The sequence below is a fragment of the Arsenicicoccus sp. UBA6765 genome (assembly GCF_002453335.1).
Classification (GTDB): Bacteria; Actinomycetota; Actinomycetes; order Actinomycetales; family Dermatophilaceae; genus Arsenicicoccus; species Arsenicicoccus bolidensis.
On the sequence record NZ_DKGR01000028.1, the window covers coordinates 1 to 14,785 of the forward strand.

Genomic DNA, 14,785 nt, shown 5'->3' on the forward strand with positions numbered 1-14,785 from the left:
AAGCGTCAGAAGAGCCCCATTTGTCGCCTCTCGACGAAGGAGGGCGGGAGGGAGGCGGGAGGGCGGGCTCGACGGGCGGGCACCTAGACTCGCGGGCAGTCGAGAGGAGCGAGCGTGCGTGCTGTCGTGATGGACGAGCTGGCCGGGCCGCTGCAGGTGCGGGAGGTGGCCGACCCCGCGCCGCCCGCGGGCGGGGTGGTCGTTGACGTGCACGCCACGGGACTGTGCCGCAGCGACTGGCACGCCTGGGCCGGGCACGACGACGTCGCGCTGCCCCACGTGCTAGGGCACGAGCTGGCCGGCGTGGTCAGCGTCGTCGGCACGGGCGTCTCGCGCTGGCGGGTCGGCGATCGCGTGACGGTGCCCTTCGTGTGCGGGTGTGGACGCTGCGACTGGTGCCTCACCGGTCAGGCGCAGGTGTGCCCCGCGCAGGAGCAGCCCGGTTTCACGCACTGGGGATCCTTTGCCGAGCGGGTGGTGCTACACGCCGCCGACACCAATCTCGTCGCCATCCCCGACGGCGTCACGACCGAGGCGGCGGCCAGCCTGGGCTGCCGGTTCGCGACGGCCTACCGCGCCCTCACCGCTCGTGCCGACGTGCAGCCCGGCGAGTGGGTGTGCGTCGTGGGGGCCGGGGGCGTCGGGCTCAGCGCGGTCATGGTCGCGAGCGCGCTCGGGGCGCGGGTCGTCGCGGTGGACCGGTCGGTCGGGGCGCTCGAGCGCGCCGCCGCGATGGGCGCGACCAGCACGGTCCTCAGCGAGACCGGGGTGGACGTCCCCGCCGAGGTGCAGGCCCTGACCGGCGGGGCGCACGTCAGCGTCGACGCGGTGGGCAGCGAGCAGACCGCCGCGAGCGCCGTGCTCAGCCTGCGCCGACGCGGGCGACACGTGCAGGTCGGTCTGCTGCCGCCCGTGGACGGCCATCCGCGCCTCCCCATGGACCGCGTGATCGCCTGGGAGCTCGACCTGCTCGGCAGCCACGGCATGGCGGCCGCGGACTACCCCGGGATGCTGGCGCTGATCGAGGGCGGTGCGCTGCGACCGCAGGACCTGGTCGAGCGGGTCGTCGGCCTGGCGGACGCGGCGCGGCTGCTGCCCGCGATGGACACGGCCGCGCCCGCCGGCATCACGATCATCGATCCCCGCCGCTGACGCGCCCGGGCCTGGCACGGCTGCACGGCCCCGGCCCGCCCTCACGCCCCCGCGTAGGACCCGATGGAGTACTGGTTGCCCTCGGGGTCGGCGACCGAGGCCGACCGGCCGCCGTAGTCCTGGTCCGACGGCGCCATGAGCGAGGTGCCGCCCGCCGCGAGCGCGCGCTCGTGGACCTCGTCGACCTGCTCGTCGGTGGGGACGACGAGATAGCAGGTGGCGACGCCGACGCGCCGCTGGTAGTCGCTGCCGGACGGGACGGCCCGCCCCGCGGAGCCGCACATGACGCCACCGGCGGCGCCCCAGGCGAGCTCGGCGTGCACGACCGTGCTCGGGTCGTCGGGGTCGCGGTGGACCGCGCGCTCGTCGAAGCCCAGCGCCCGCAGGAAGGTCAGGCCCGCGTCGGCGTCGTCGAAGTGGACGCTGTGGAACAGGGTTGGTGTGGTCATGGCTCCAGCCTCCTGCGGCTCACGCCGGATCGTCTTGAACGATGGGGAACACCTCGGACCGCCACTGCGTGGGCGTCTGCCCGGCGAGTGCACGGAACTCGCGGCTGAGGTGGGCCTGGTCGGCATACCCCGCGCGGGCGGCGACCTCGACCCACGGCTGCCCGGCGCGCGCGAGGCGCATCGCCGCACCGAACCTGTGGAGCTGCCGGACCTCCTGCGGCGGCAGCCCGAACTCGCCGGTGAAGCGGGTGACCAGGTGGCGCCGCGACCAGCCCACCTCGGACGCGAGGCCGGATACCGTCACCCGCCCGCCCCGGCGGTGGAGCAGCCGCCACGCGTGCGCGAGATCGTCTGGCACGACGGACCGTTCGCGGGAGGCAACCTGCAGCAGATGCTCCTCGAGCAGGGCGAACCGCGCGTCCCAGCCCCACCGATTCAGCCCCGCCAGCCGCTCGTGCAGGTCGTGGGGGATGCCCGTGGGCAGGTCGGCGTGGGCGACGAGACCGCGGGCGATCGCGGCGGCTGGCACCCCCAGCAGCGCACGGCAGCCGGCCGGCGTGAGGTCCAGCTGGATGCCGTGCTGCACGCCGTGGGTGCGGATCAGCGCCGGGCGGGTGTGGAGCCCGGAGGCGAGCAGCCACTGCCGCGAACGCGCGTCGGGCTGGTCGCACCAGGTCACGTCGAGCGGCTCGTCGAAGCTGATGATGACGGTCGCGCTCGGGCCGGGCACGCCGTGGTGCACCGCGCGCGGGTCGAGGCGCAGGTCATAGCCCGACATCCGGTGGACCAGGCCCGCCAGAGCGGGGTGCACCCGCCGGTCGTGCTGCATGGCGTCCAGGCTGGCACGTGCAGGACGGCCCGTCGAGGGTGGCTGCGGCATGCGGGTGCGAGGGCGGACCCGGTATGACGAACCGCCCGCACGACGCGGCCGCGGGCGAAGGCCATGTTGGCGAGGGTCCAGGCGGCCGGTCTCTCCATGGCGGGGTCGTGGAGCCGGGCGAGGCCAGCCTCCAGGTCCGCGGTCAGCTGCTCGACGGCCGGGTGGCGGGCCGCGAGGGCGGCGATGAGGGCCGACCGGAGTCGAGGTGGGAGATCTCGCTCACGGAGAAGCGCGCGTCGGCGAGCGTGATCAGCGAGTCCCGCGGAGGGGCCGCTCACCCCCCGGTCATCGGGCGGATCGCGGGTGATGTCCCGCGCGACGGCGCCTGCCGCCCCGAGTCTCAGTAGCTGAAGGTCGTGGCCCCCTCGTCGCCGATCCACTCCCACAGCTGGACGGACCCACCCTTGCGGGCGTTGTCGAGGAAGGTCGACGGGTCGAGCCCCTTGGCGTCCACGCAGATCCCGCAGACGATCATGGTGCCGCCCGCGGCGGCATACCGCGAGAGCAGGGTCGGCAGGGGCGGGCACCCGTCGCAGGCGACCCCCCGGGCGACCCCGTCGACGGCGAGGCGCACGGCCTCCTTGGTGAGGAACATCGTGGTCTCTCGGCCCGACTCCGCGGCGCCGACGGCGACGAGGAACGCGACGGTGACGCGCTCCGGGTCCTCCAGGCCGGTGGTCAGGCTGATGGCTGCCTTGCTCATGGTGCGCTCCTCGTGCTGGGGGCCGCTGCTCGGCCCGACAAGCCGACGCTAGGCCGGCACGCCACGGGATCGCATCGGTGCCGCCACCCAACGCGAGGCCGCGCGCCCAGCCCGCGCGTAGTCGCCCCCGCCCGCCCCCGCCCGCTCGTGCTCGCTCACCCCTCGCGGACCCATTGCGCCACGGCGGCCGCGCGTGCCGTGGGGCCGCCGACGCCGAGGCGGGCATAGGCGTTCTGGAGGTGCCGCTCGACGGTGCGGACGCTGAGCGACAGGGTGGCGCCGATGCCGGCGTTGTCGAGCCCCTGCGCCGCGAGCGCCAGCACCTCGCCCTCGCGCGGGGTGAGCAGCTCGCGCGCCGAGACCGCCGGCGCGACACCACCGTCCGCGCCCTCCGCGAGAAAGGCCGACACCTCGCGGAGGAACACCGGCCAGGCCGGCTCGTCCTCGAGCAGGATGTGGTTGCGGCTGTCGAGCAGCACCAGTCGGGCGCCCGGGATCCCGCGGGCGAGGATCCTCGAGTGCTCGACGTCGTTCATCCGCTCGTGCCGCGAGTGCACCACCAGGGTCGGGACGTCGAGGGTCGCCAGCAGGTCGGTCGCATCGGCCTGACCCCGCTGCCGGCGGGACTCGTAGGCCGTGCGCGCGCTCACCGCGCGGCGGTGCAGGTCGTCGAGCCAGCGCATCTGCTCCTCGGTCGCGTCCGGGATCATCATCGACGTGAAGACCCGGCGAAAGACGGGGTCGCGGCGGTCCCAGCCCGCGCGGATCATCGCCTCGAAGGCCGCCTCCAGCTCGCGGTCGTCGTCGGTGACGTGGCGCAGGGCGCCGGCGTAGGTGCTGGCGCACACCAGGTGCGTCACTCGCTCGGGATGCCGCGCCGCGTAGTGCAGCGCCACCGGGCCGCCCTGCGCCATCGCCATCAGCGCGAACCGCTCCAGCCCCGCGTCCTCCACCACCGCGACGAGGTCCTCGATGCGCCGCTCGAGCCCGAAGTCGGTGACCTCGCGGTCGGACAACCCGTGCCCGCGCTCGTCGAACCGCACCACCGTGCGCGTGCGCCCCAGCTCGACGAGGTAGTGACGCCATACCGGCGACTGCCAGTCGAACTCGAGGTGGCTCAGCCAGCAGCTGTCGAGAACCAGCGGGGGCCCGGCCCCGTGGACGGCGTAGGCGATCGTCGTCCCGTCGGACGATCGGCAGAACCGCACTCGCTGAGGACTGTCGCGAGGAACGCCGTTCCTCATGGACCAAGGCTAGCCCCCGCCTCGCGCGGCGCCCAGGCTCGTCGCAGGCGCAGGACACACCTCCCAGGGTCCAGGCATAGCGTCAGTGGCGTGAACCTCGACGGCGGCGCGACATCGGACAGGCCAGGCGACCGGGTCTCCCCGGCCGCTCGGGGAGCGATCGTCGGCCTGGCAGCGGGAGCGGTGACCGTCGGCGTCGCCGAGCTCCTGGCCGGCGTCGCCCAGCGAGCCGCCTGGACGGGCGGGACGCCGTCCCCGATCGACGCGGTGGGGGGTGCCTTCGTCGACCGGACTCCCCCGTGGCTCAAGGACTTCGCGGTCGCGACCTTCGGCACGAGCGACAAGACCGTGCTGTATGCCGGGATCGCCGTCACCCTCGTGGTGCTCGCCTGCGGCATCGGGCTCCTGGCGCTCCGCACGGCGCGGGGCGCCCTGGTCGCCCTCGCGCTGCTGGTCGGCGTCGCCATGGCCGCGGTGCTGTCCCGCCCCCAGGCCGCCGTCACCGACCTGGTCCCGTTGCTGCTCGGTGGCCTGGCGGGGATGTGGGCGCTCTCGCGCTGGGCGGCTCCCGCCTCGGCAACCGTGGCGGCCGTCTCCATGACCGAGCCGCGGCCGGTGTCGCGGCGGGTCCTGCTGGGGTCGGGCGTCGCCGCCGTCGTGGCGGGGGCCGCGGCGGTGGCGGTGGGGCGCGTCGTGGCGGGAGGTGCGCGAGCCGGGGCGATGGCGCGGGCGGCGTTCGTGGTGCCCAAGGTGGCCAAGCCTGTCGTCGTGCCCGCGGGCGCCTCTCTCGGCATCGCCGGCGTGACGCCGTTCATCGTGCCCAACGCCGACTTCTACCGCATCGACACGGCGCTCGTCGTGCCGCAGGTCGACCCCGCCGGCTGGTCCCTGCGCGTGACCGGCCTGGTCGACCGCGAGATCACCCTCGACTGGGCGACCCTGCTCGCCAAGCCCATGCAGGAGTCGATGGTGACGCTGATGTGCGTCTCCAACGAGGTGGGTGGCACCCTCAACGGCAACGCCGTCTGGACGGGGTGGCCCGTGCGAGAGCTGTTGCGCGAGGCCCGGGTTCGAGACGGCGCTGACATGGTGCTGTCTACCAGCGTCGACGGTTTCACCGCCGGCACCCCGCTGGAGGCCCTGACCGACGACCGGGACGCGCTGCTCGTCGTCGCGCAGAACGGCCAGCCCCTGCTGCCCGAGCACGGCTTCCCCGTGCGCCTGGTCGTGCCTGGCCTCTACGGCTACGTCAGCGCTACGAAGTGGGTGACCGAGCTCAAGGTCACGACCTTCGCGGCGGACCAGGGCTACTGGACACCGCGCGGCTGGTCGGCGCTCGGTCCGGTCAAGACCCAGTCCCGCATCGACGTCCCCCGCGACGGGGCGACCGTGGCCGCCGGCACCGTCGCCGTGGCGGGCGTCGCGTGGGCGCAGCACCGCGGCATCACGGGCGTGCAGGTGCGGGTCGACGGCGGCCCCTGGGTCGACGCCCGGCTCGGCGCGGACGCCACGTCCGACGCCTGGCGCCAGTGGGTCTACGAGTGGCCGGCCACGTCGGGGCGGCACACGATCGGCATACGAGCGATCGACGCGACCGGGCAGCCGCAGACCGCAGAGCTCGCCCCGCCGGCGCCGAACGGCGCGACCGGCCACCACACCATCACCGTCACGGTCTCCTGACCGACCCGCCCCGGGCACGGCTCGTCCAAACGCAACCGGTCGTCGACCCCGTCAGGTCCGAGCAGGCGGCGATGCGCACGAACAACGTCCCCGTCATGGCCACCGCCGCATCCTCGTGAGCGGGGCGAGCACCACGACGAGGCAGGGGCCCGTCTGCGCCCATCGCCCCACCGGGGAGCGCTTCGTGAGGGAATGGGCGCACGCACGTCCCCCCCGCCTCATCACGAAGGAGTCATGATGCGAACCCCCACCACCCGTCCCCGAGCCCGTCGAGCGATCGGCGCAGCCGCCGTGACCATCGCCCTCTCGGGGGCGGTGACCGCGCCTGCGGGTGCGATCACGTATGCCGCGAACCCCGCCCACCGCTCCACCGTCCCCGCCCCCGCTCAGCTGTCTGGCGCAGCCCCGGCCGCGCTGGCGGCTGCGGCCGTCGACCTGCGCGCCTACGCCGACCCGCAGCTCGGGCCGAACGTGCTCGTGATGAAGCCGTCGATGAGCACCGAGCAGATCCGGGGCGTGTTCGACACGGTGGCGCAGCGCCAGGTCCCCAACCACTTCGGGCCGCAGCGGTACGCCATCGTCTTCGAGCCCGGCACCTACGGCTCCGCCGCGAACCCGCTCGTCGTCCAGGTCGGCTACGGGACGCAGGTCGCCGGGCTGGGGCGGACGCCGGCGGACGTCGTCGTCCACGGCTCGATCAACGTCTACAACCAGTGCGACGCCAACGGCTGCATCGCGCTCAACAACTTCTGGCGCTCCCTGTCCAACCTCACGATCAACGTCGCCGGCGGCGAGGGCTGCCGCAAGGACACCCAGTTCTGGGCGGTCTCGCAGGCCGCGCCGATGCGCGACGTCGTCATCAACGGCCGCACCACGCTCATGGACTACTGCACCGCCGGCCCGCAGTACGCCAGCGGCGGCTTCATCGCGAACTCGACCCTGACCGGCCCGCCCGTCGTCAACGGCTCTCAGCAGCAGTTCTTCGTCCGCAACACCGCGCTGCCGGGGTGGAGCAACGGCGTGTGGAACCAGATGTTCGTCGGGTCGCCCGGCGCGCCCGCGTCGACCTTCCCGAGCACCGCCCCCGGCCCCTACACGACGATCGACCGCACCCCCGTCGTGCGAGAGACCCCGCGGCTGGTGACCCAGCCGGACGGCACCCGCGGCGTCCTCGTGCCGGGCGTCCGCACGGACAGCGCCGGCCCGTCCACGACCTCGGGCCGCGTGATCCCGCTGGACCAGTTCGTCATCGCTTCGCCGTCGTCCCGCGTGCCCGCCATCAACAAGGCGCTGCGCGAGGGGAAGCACCTGCTCCTCACCCCGGGCACCTACTCGCTGCAGCAGACGATCAAGGTCACGCAGCCCGGGACGGTCGTGCTCGGCCTGGGGCTTCCCGCCCTCTCGCAGCGGACGGGGCAGCCCGTGATCGCGACGTCGTCCGTGCCGGGGGTGACGATCAGCGGGGTCATGCTCGACGCCGGGCCGAAGCGCTCGAAGACGATCCTCCAGGTCGGCGACGCCCACGGCAACGCGGGCTCCAAGCGTCGGTCCGCCGGCGCAGGGAGCACCCCCACCCTGGTGTCCGACGTGTTCCTGCGCGTCGGTGGCGCGGCGGCCGGGTCGACGACGACAGCGGTGACGGTCGACGCCTCCGATGTCATCCTCGACAACATCTGGGCGTGGCGCGCCGACCACGGTGAGGGCGTCGGCTGGACCACCAACCCGGCTGATCACGGCGTCATCGTCAACGGGGACGACGTCACGGCATACGGCCTGTTCGTCGAGCACTTCCTGCGCACGGAGGTGGTCTGGAACGGCGAGCGTGGTCGCGTCTACTTCTTCCAGAACGAGAAGCCGTACGACGTGCCGTCCCAGTCCGCGTGGATGATGACCCCCACCTTCAAGGGCTACCCCGCGTTCCAGGTCACGTCCGGCGTGCGGTCTTTCGAGGGCTGGGGCATGGGCAGCTACAGCTTCTTCAACCAGCGTCAGGGCATCCACCTGACGACGGCGTTCGTCGCCCCGACCAAGCCCGGCGTGCGGCTCAACCACCTGCTGACCCGGTGGCTCGACGGCGACGGCGGCATCGACTCCGTCGTCAACGGCGTCGGCGCCCCGGTCGACGCCACGAACCCCGGGCCCTCGACGGTCGTCGGCTATCCCGTCGCGACGCGCTGACCGCTCCGGGCGGCGCCCCGACCCTCCTCTCGGGGGTCGGGGCGCCGACGTGCTGTCGCACGGCGTCCGTGGTCGCGAGGCGTGAGGGGTGGGAGCGGTGCGTGAGCGTGGCGTCGGGCCATCGATTTTCGTCGCGTCAGGAGCGTTGACGGGTCCGGTCCAGGCTCCTGACGATCGGCCGAGAGACTGTGTCCGGCGGGGATCGGGGTTGCGGACCTCGCGGGGTGCCGATCAACTGGCCGTATGACGCCCGCCCTGTCCCTGCGGCCGCTGCGCGTCGCGGACGCCGACGCCATGGTCGAGGTCCTCGCGGACCCGTCGCTCCATCTGTTCACGGGCGGCGAGCCGCCCACCCGCGAGGAGCTGGCCGCCCGCTATGCCCGGCAGGTCGTCGGACGCTCGGCGGACGGCTCCAAGCAGTGGCTCAACTGGATCGTGCTGGCAGGCCCCGACCCACGGCCGGTGGGCTACGTGCAGGCGACGGTGCCGGTCGACGGCGACACCGCCGAGATCTCCTGGGTGATCGGGACGCCCTGGCAAGGCCACGGCCACGCCACCGGCGCCGCCCGCCTCATGGTCGGCGAGCTGGCACGGCGCGGCGTGCACCACCTCGTCGCCCACATCCACCCCGACCACGAGGCATCTTCACGTGTCGCCGCCAACCTGGGTCTCACCCCCACCGACGTGATGGTCGACGGCGAGATCCGGTGGACCGGATCAGCAGGCCCGGCCTGACAGCTTGGGTCGCGCCAATCATCTGACGCGTAGGACCCCCGGCCACCTGTGGTCAGCGCTATTCCGCATCGTCGTCCGGCTGGGTCGCGACGGCCACCAAAACTTCGACGAGACGCGCCTGTGGATTTCTTGGCGCTCCACGACCGGTCACCGAGTGAGGGTCGCGCTTGAAGTCGAGCCTCTCGGTTTCGAGCGAACCAGCCGCAGCGCCGCCAGCCAGCGACTGCAGGGCGACGCTGAGGTCCTCGAGTTTCAATCATGGTCGTGCAGCCACCGCGTCCAGAAACTCTGAGAAACCTCACTCGGCCGGTTGCCGTGCCCCCGTAAGGAGCCGAGCCCAGCACGTGTTGGCAAGCCGCATGTCGAGATGCAGCCAGGATTGCACGAGCTCGTGCGAGGCATCTTGCACAAATTGGCCTCCTGGGCAGGGTCACGCAAGATCTGGATTGCACCCTCGCCGCAGGCCACGACCCCCTTCGGTCCAGGGCCAGGCTCACCGCCAGCGGTGCGCAAAGCAGGTGGGCAATCTTGCGTGCGACCGCGTCCAGCTCGGCCGCCGCCAACTCCGGCGCCGCGCACTCCCGCTCATCACCTGATGCTGAAGGTGGACTCATATCCACCAGCGTCGTGCTGTTGCTGCTCTCGGTCATGAAAACCCTCCTGTCCCTGCTGGGGCGATCGGGCCTCCTACACCGTTAGTGCGATAGTCCCTGCGGCAACCCTGTGCGTCAGGCTGGGGTGAGACACGTCCGCTGAGTTCCTTCCCTTGCACGGGGCGAGAAGCGAGTAGCAAACCGATGACGATGACCCTGGCCGATTCCTGCGTTGGTGATGGGGGTATGGGACCTCGAGCTGACCGGCCCAAGCGCCGCACGTTCACCGCGCAGTACAAGGCGGACATCTTGGCCGAGTACGAGGCAGCAGATCGTGGTGAGCGGGGTGTGATCCTGCGCCGCGAGGGCCTGTACTCCTCGCACATCATCGAGTGGCGCAAGGCTGCTGAGGCCGGCGCCCGCTCCGGGCTGGCCCCGGCCACCAGGGACCGGCGTGACCGCGAGATCGAGGCGTTGCGGGCTCGGGCGGAGAAGGCCGAGGCTGAGCTGGCCCGGACCAGGGCGGCATTGGACCTGGTGGGAAAAGCACACGCGCTCTTGGAGACGCTCTCCGAGAGCGCGGAGCCGCCGAGGCGGTCGCCGCGGTGATCAACCCGCTGGTCGACGATCTCGCCTCGCACACCAACGTCAAGACCGCCTGCGCCCTGCTGGGCCGCCCGCGCGGCAGTCACTACCGCTCCAAAGCAACGAAACCGGCCCGGGAAACCAGGGCACGCCCGGCGCCGGCGAACGCGCTCACCGACGCCGAACGCGTCCAGGTCCTGGCGGTGTTGACCAGTGACCGGTTCGTCGACAAGTCGGTGGCTCAGGCGTGGGCGACGCTGCTGGACGAGGGCACCTACCTGTGCTCAATGTCCACGATGCACCGGATCCTGCGCGCCAGCGGTGCCGCGGGTGAGCGCCGTGCCCAGGCCAGGCACCCAGCCAGGACCAAGCCGGAGCTGGTGGCCACCCAGGCGGGGCAGGTCTGGTCCTGGGACATCACCAAGCTCCGTGGCCCCCAGCGGGGGGTGTACTACGACCTGTACGTCGTGCTCGACATCTTCTCCCGCTTCGTCGTGGCCTGGACCATCGCAGCCTGTGAGGACGGCGAGATCGCCAAGAGCATGCTCGAGCAGGCCATGGGCGTGCACGGCATCCCCGAGGCGGTCCACGCCGACCGCGGCACCTCGATGACCTCCAAACCGGTCGCCCAGCTCCTGGTCGATCTCGGTGTCGCCCGGTCGCACTCCCGCCCGCACGTCTCCAACGACAACCCCTACAGCGAGCCGCGTTCAAGACGCTGAAGTACGCCCCGGTCTTCCCCGACCGGTTCGGCTCCCTGCCCGATGCCCGGAAGTTCTGCGAGGGCTTCTTCAGCTACTACAACCACGAGCACCGCCACGCCGGGATCGGCCTGCACACCCCGGCCTCAGTGCACTTCGGCACCGCGACCGAGGTCCGCGCCCAGCGGCAACAGACCCTCGACGCCGCCTACGCCGCCAACCCCGAACGGTTCACCCGCCGCCGGCCCCAAGCGCCGAAACTGCCCACCGTCGCCTGGATCAACCAGCCCACGCAGGAGGCCCTCATACAGACCGCATGACGACACGTGTCACAACCGGCTTGACACCTTCCGCAACGCTAGAGTCGAGTAGGTCTACAAGGGAGATTGAGGAGTTATCAATGGCACTGATCAACTGTCGGGAGTGCACCAAGCAGGTGGCGGACAGCGCACCCACCTGCCCGCACTGTGGCATCAGGTCTCCAGGCGGCGCAGCGAAACTTGAGGTTCGTCGGGTTAAGAGGCTGGACGGCGCAATTGTCCCGCTTGTCGTGATGGTTGACAACGAAGAGATGGCCCGGCTGACATCAAACAAGAGCTTCAACATGACGGTGTCGCCAGGAACCCATCGCATCGAGTGTGTCTTCCTTAAACGTCCAGTGGCCAGTGCCGCGCAGGAGTTCGACGTCCCAGCAGGCAAGACACTCGTGATCACGGTTGCCATGAGCCGCCTCACGGGCAAGCCGCAGTTCTCAGCCGAAGTCGCCTGACGCCTGCCGATCCTGCCTCAGCGCCACGACTTGATACTGCGGACCCGCATACGAAACGCGGCTCCGATCACGCCGATGAGACTCATGCTGGGAGCCACCCACCAGTCACCTTCTCTGGGGCCGCCTTGCATCGTGAAGCCAACAACTGCCCAAGCGGCGCCGAGCAGGTATCCAAGGAAGAGACCAGTCAGCGGGGCCCATCGCTTGTCCCCGAAACGCGGAGCTAGAGCCGGGGTGACTAGGAAACACCCCACCACGGCCGCGATCCCAAAGATCAGCGACCAGCGCAATAGTTCAGCGAGCCCACCACCCTGACCCGGGGAGTAACTGCTCCCCGCCCAGAGTTGTGTGATGAAGGATGCAGGCACATACAAGGCGGCCCATCCGATCGCAAGGCGAAGCGACGCGCCCAACTTCAACGATCCCTCCCCTGCCCTACCCGGCACTCCCATGGCTAGGACCGCCCCTAAGGACAGTGCGCTTCGGCCGAGACTCCACCACGACCACAGGAAGTTCAGGACTAGGAACGTGGTCACCACCAGAGATGGCTTCCCGAAGAAGGTTGCTAAGAGGTGCTCCAGGGTGCGGTCAGGCGTTGGCAGGTCCATGTTGCCGAGTCTGCCAGTTTGGCGCGCTAGCGAAACGCCACAGCCTCAGGATCCCACCTGGCCGCGACACGACCGGGTCGCCGGTCGGCTGCGTCCATAAGCGAACATGAACTTTCCACCAAGGGTCATAACGCAGCGTTTATGATTCATAGCTTCGGCGTTTGTGAAGTCTTCGCTGCATCTCGACACCGCAACGCCTAGAAGTTCGTCGCCATGTTGGTGAAGCGGGAGTAGTGCCCCTGGAAGGCCACCACGATCGTGCCGGTCGGGCCGTTACGGTGCTTGGCCACGATCACGTCGGCCTCGCCCTCACGGGGAGATTCCTTCTCGTACATGGATTCTCGATGCAGCAGGACGACCATGTCGGCATCCTGCTCGATCGATCCACTTTCGCGCAGGTCGGAGACCATCGGCTTCTTGTCGGTGCGCTGCTCGGGTCCACGGTTCAGCTGCGACAGGGCGATCACCGGCACCTCGATCTCCTTGGCCAGGAGCTTGAGGGCACGGGAGAACTCCGAGACCTCCTGCTGGCGGGACTCGACGCGCTTGCCGGAGCTCATCAGCTGCAGGTAGTCGATGACCACGAGCTTGAGGTTGTTGCGCTGCTTGAGCCGCCGGCACTTGGCGCGGATCTCCATCAGCGACATGTTCGGCGAGTCGTCGATGAAGAACGGCGCCTCGCTGAGCCGACCGGTCGTGCGGGCGATCTTGGTCCAGTCGTCGTCGGCGAGCTCGCCCTTGCGCAGCTTCTGCAGCTGGATGGACGCCTCGGCCGACAGCAGACGCATGGTGATCTCGGTCTTGCTCATCTCGAGGCTGAACAGGACGGTGGCCTGCTGGTTGTGGATCGCCGCCGAGCGCGCGATATCGAGCGCAAGCGTGGAGTTGTGGGTCGGGATCATCGACCGGCCCGCGAGATAGAGGTGGTCGTCGTTGTCGACCTGGATGCAACGCACCGGCACCGAGGGCGCGGGCGATAGCCGCACGATGGTCCACTCGGCCTCGTCGCGACGGGACCGGACGAGGTGCTGCGCGCCGCCGGCGTCATACGAGCTAGCGATCTGCTCGGTGGTGCGCACCTGCTCGTCGCCGTCCGCAGAGGTGACCCACTGGTGCTGGGCGTCGGCCACGATCGTCGAGCCGTCAGAGAAGGCGACCTCGTAGCAGGGCCGGTCAGTCATGACCTCGGTCGCCGCGACCACGCGCGCCGGGCGGCCGTCGGCGCCCACGACCTCGTCGCCGACCTGGACCTCGCCCATCGTCGTCCAGCCCGTGGGCGTGACGAGGGGGGTGTCGAGCGCGAGCGCCTTGCCGACGGCAGGTCGCGCGGCGATCACGATCATCTGGCCGGGGTGCAGGCCGTTGGTGAGCTGGTCGAACTCGGTGAAGCCGGTGGGCACGCCGACCATCTCGCCGTTCTTGCCGGACGCGTGCTCGATCTCGTCGATCGTGGCCTCGAGCACCTCGCCCACGGCGATGTAGTCCTCGCCGCCGCGCTTGTCGGCGACCTGGTAGACCTCGGCCTGCGCCGCGTTGACGATGTCCTCGACGTCGCCGCCCTGGCCGTAGCCCATCTGCACGATGCGGGTGCCCGCGTCGACGAGGCGGCGCAGCACGGCGCGCTCCTGCACGATCTCGGCGTAGTAGCCGGCGTTGGCCGCCGTGGGCACCGCGTCGATCAGCTGGTGCAGGTAGGCCTGCCCGCCGATGCGCTGGATCTCGCCACGCTTGGTCAGCTCGTCGGCGACGGTGATGGCGTCGGCCGGCTCGCCGCGACCGTAGAGGTCGATGATCGCCTCGTAGATCGTCTCGTGCGCGGGGCGATAGAAGTCGAGCCCGCGCAGCGTCTCGACGCAGTCGGCGATGGCGTCCTTGGACAGCATCATCGAGCCGAGGACGGACTGCTCCGCGTGCACGTCCTGCGGCGGCACGCGGTCGTCGCCGCCACTCCCACCGCCGCCGGGTCCACCCCGCTCGGCGCCGTAGTCCCGACGGTCGTCCAGCTCCGCGATCGACACGTCTGCTCCCTCGTCTAGCCCTGCTCGGCCCGTCCCTGCACGGTCTCAGTCCACCACCGACCACTGACATACCCGCCCCGCCACCGACCTCCGGAGGGGTCTCGCGCGCGTGTGGACAAACCTGTGGATAACTTTGGTGGGCCTGGGCGAATCACGTCACCCGGACGGGCTGCTGCGCCACGGTATGGGCCGGGAGGAGGCCCGGGCAAACGGGGGTTGTGGACAACCTGGGGACAACACGCCGTGACGTGTGGGCAAGCCTGGGGACAAGCCTGTGGAGGGCGTGTGACTTTCCCGTGACCTAACGCTTCACCGGCCCTGTGACCAGCACGTATGCCGAGCGCCACCTGTGCACGGAAGATTTCTCGGCCGAGTTACGCCATCTGGGGCGCGCTGGACGCGGTGTGGACAAACCGTCTCATCCGCGACACGCCATCCCCCGCCCTCGAGCACCAGATCTCGCTCCCTGTCACCGCCATGTCACTCACAG

11 protein-coding genes and 1 pseudogene are annotated in these 14,785 nt (G+C 70.8%); 7 read left to right on the forward strand and 5 right to left on the reverse strand.

Annotated features, from left to right (window positions below):
• Window positions 1-114 precede the first annotated feature (114 nt).
• Window positions 115-1,152 (forward strand): zinc-binding dehydrogenase, encoded by a 1,038-nt coding sequence (locus B4K29_RS08400; protein ID WP_286967030.1) that lies wholly within the window; start codon window positions 115-117, stop codon window positions 1,150-1,152.
• 41 nt (window positions 1,153-1,193) lie between these two features.
• Here the strand turns inward: B4K29_RS08400 and B4K29_RS08405 are convergent, their stop codons facing one another.
• The 4 genes from B4K29_RS08405 to B4K29_RS08420 form a co-directional block, all read right to left on the reverse strand.
• Window positions 1,194-1,601: a VOC family protein gene (locus B4K29_RS08405; RefSeq protein ID WP_029211089.1), complete on the reverse strand. Its 408-nt coding sequence runs from the start codon at window positions 1,599-1,601 to the stop codon at window positions 1,194-1,196.
• 19 nt (window positions 1,602-1,620) lie between these two features.
• Window positions 1,621-2,430 carry a helix-turn-helix domain-containing protein gene (locus B4K29_RS08410; RefSeq protein WP_286967031.1) on the reverse strand — a complete coding sequence of 270 codons (810 nt, stop codon included), beginning with the start codon at window positions 2,428-2,430 and terminating at the stop codon, window positions 1,621-1,623.
• Between the two features lie 391 nt (window positions 2,431-2,821).
• Window positions 2,822-3,184, reverse strand: coding sequence for a DsrE family protein (locus tag B4K29_RS08415; RefSeq protein ID WP_019286808.1), 363 nt, complete (start codon window positions 3,182-3,184; stop codon window positions 2,822-2,824).
• Between the two features lie 155 nt (window positions 3,185-3,339).
• Entirely contained in the window at window positions 3,340-4,428 is a 1,089-nt protein-coding gene (locus B4K29_RS08420) for an alpha/beta fold hydrolase (RefSeq protein ID WP_286967032.1), read from the reverse strand.
• 90 nt (window positions 4,429-4,518) lie between these two features.
• Between B4K29_RS08420 and B4K29_RS08425 the strand changes: the two genes are divergently transcribed.
• The 6 genes and pseudogenes from B4K29_RS08425 (at window position 4,519) to B4K29_RS08445 (ending at window position 11,669) form a co-directional block, all read left to right on the forward strand.
• Window positions 4,519-6,108 carry a molybdopterin-dependent oxidoreductase gene (locus tag B4K29_RS08425; protein WP_286967033.1) on the forward strand — a complete coding sequence of 530 codons (1,590 nt, stop codon included), beginning with the start codon at window positions 4,519-4,521 and terminating at the stop codon, window positions 6,106-6,108.
• Between the two features lie 237 nt (window positions 6,109-6,345).
• Window positions 6,346-8,286, forward strand: coding sequence for an adenylyl cyclase (locus B4K29_RS08430; protein WP_286967034.1), 1,941 nt, complete (start codon window positions 6,346-6,348; stop codon window positions 8,284-8,286).
• A 243-nt stretch (window positions 8,287-8,529) separates the two neighbouring features.
• On the forward strand, window positions 8,530-9,021 hold the full coding sequence (locus B4K29_RS08435) for a GNAT family N-acetyltransferase (RefSeq protein ID WP_286967035.1): 492 nt from the start codon (window positions 8,530-8,532) through the stop codon (window positions 9,019-9,021).
• An 839-nt stretch (window positions 9,022-9,860) separates the two neighbouring features.
• Window positions 9,861-10,223 (forward strand): hypothetical protein, encoded by a 363-nt coding sequence (locus B4K29_RS18430; protein WP_376786877.1) that lies wholly within the window; start codon window positions 9,861-9,863, stop codon window positions 10,221-10,223.
• 272 nt (window positions 10,224-10,495) lie between these two features.
• Window positions 10,496-11,220, forward strand: a pseudogene (locus B4K29_RS18435) (transposase).
• Between the two features lie 80 nt (window positions 11,221-11,300).
• The gene (locus B4K29_RS08445; RefSeq protein ID WP_286967036.1) at window positions 11,301-11,669 is read left to right on the forward strand and encodes a hypothetical protein; all 369 of its coding nucleotides are present in this window, start codon (window positions 11,301-11,303) and stop codon (window positions 11,667-11,669) included.
• A gap of 805 nt (window positions 11,670-12,474) precedes the next feature.
• On the opposite strand, the gene dnaB is transcribed toward B4K29_RS08445, so the two are convergent.
• Complete coding sequence (gene dnaB, locus B4K29_RS08450; protein ID WP_286967037.1) at window positions 12,475-14,295, reverse strand: replicative DNA helicase; 1,821 nt, start codon at window positions 14,293-14,295, stop codon at window positions 12,475-12,477.
• Window positions 14,296-14,785: the final 490 nt, after the last annotated feature.

Bases quoted from the DNA above. Each gene is read 5' to 3' on its own strand.
- B4K29_RS08405 (WP_029211089.1), bottom strand. From the start codon at position 1,601: ATGACCACACCAACCCTGTTCCACAGCGTCCACTTCGACGACGCCGAC.
- B4K29_RS08410 (WP_286967031.1), bottom strand. From the start codon at position 2,430: ATGCAGCACGACCGGCGGGTGCACCCCGCTCTGGCGGGCCTGGTCCAC.
- B4K29_RS08415 (WP_019286808.1), bottom strand. From the start codon at position 3,184: ATGAGCAAGGCAGCCATCAGCCTGACCACCGGCCTGGAGGACCCGGAG.
- B4K29_RS08420 (WP_286967032.1), bottom strand. From the start codon at position 4,428: ATGAGGAACGGCGTTCCTCGCGACAGTCCTCAGCGAGTGCGGTTCTGC.
- B4K29_RS08430 (WP_286967034.1), top strand. From the start codon at position 6,346: ATGCGAACCCCCACCACCCGTCCCCGAGCCCGTCGAGCGATCGGCGCA.
- B4K29_RS08435 (WP_286967035.1), top strand. From the start codon at position 8,530: ATGACGCCCGCCCTGTCCCTGCGGCCGCTGCGCGTCGCGGACGCCGAC.
- B4K29_RS18430 (WP_376786877.1), top strand. From the start codon at position 9,861: ATGGGACCTCGAGCTGACCGGCCCAAGCGCCGCACGTTCACCGCGCAG.
- B4K29_RS08445 (WP_286967036.1), top strand. From the start codon at position 11,301: ATGGCACTGATCAACTGTCGGGAGTGCACCAAGCAGGTGGCGGACAGC.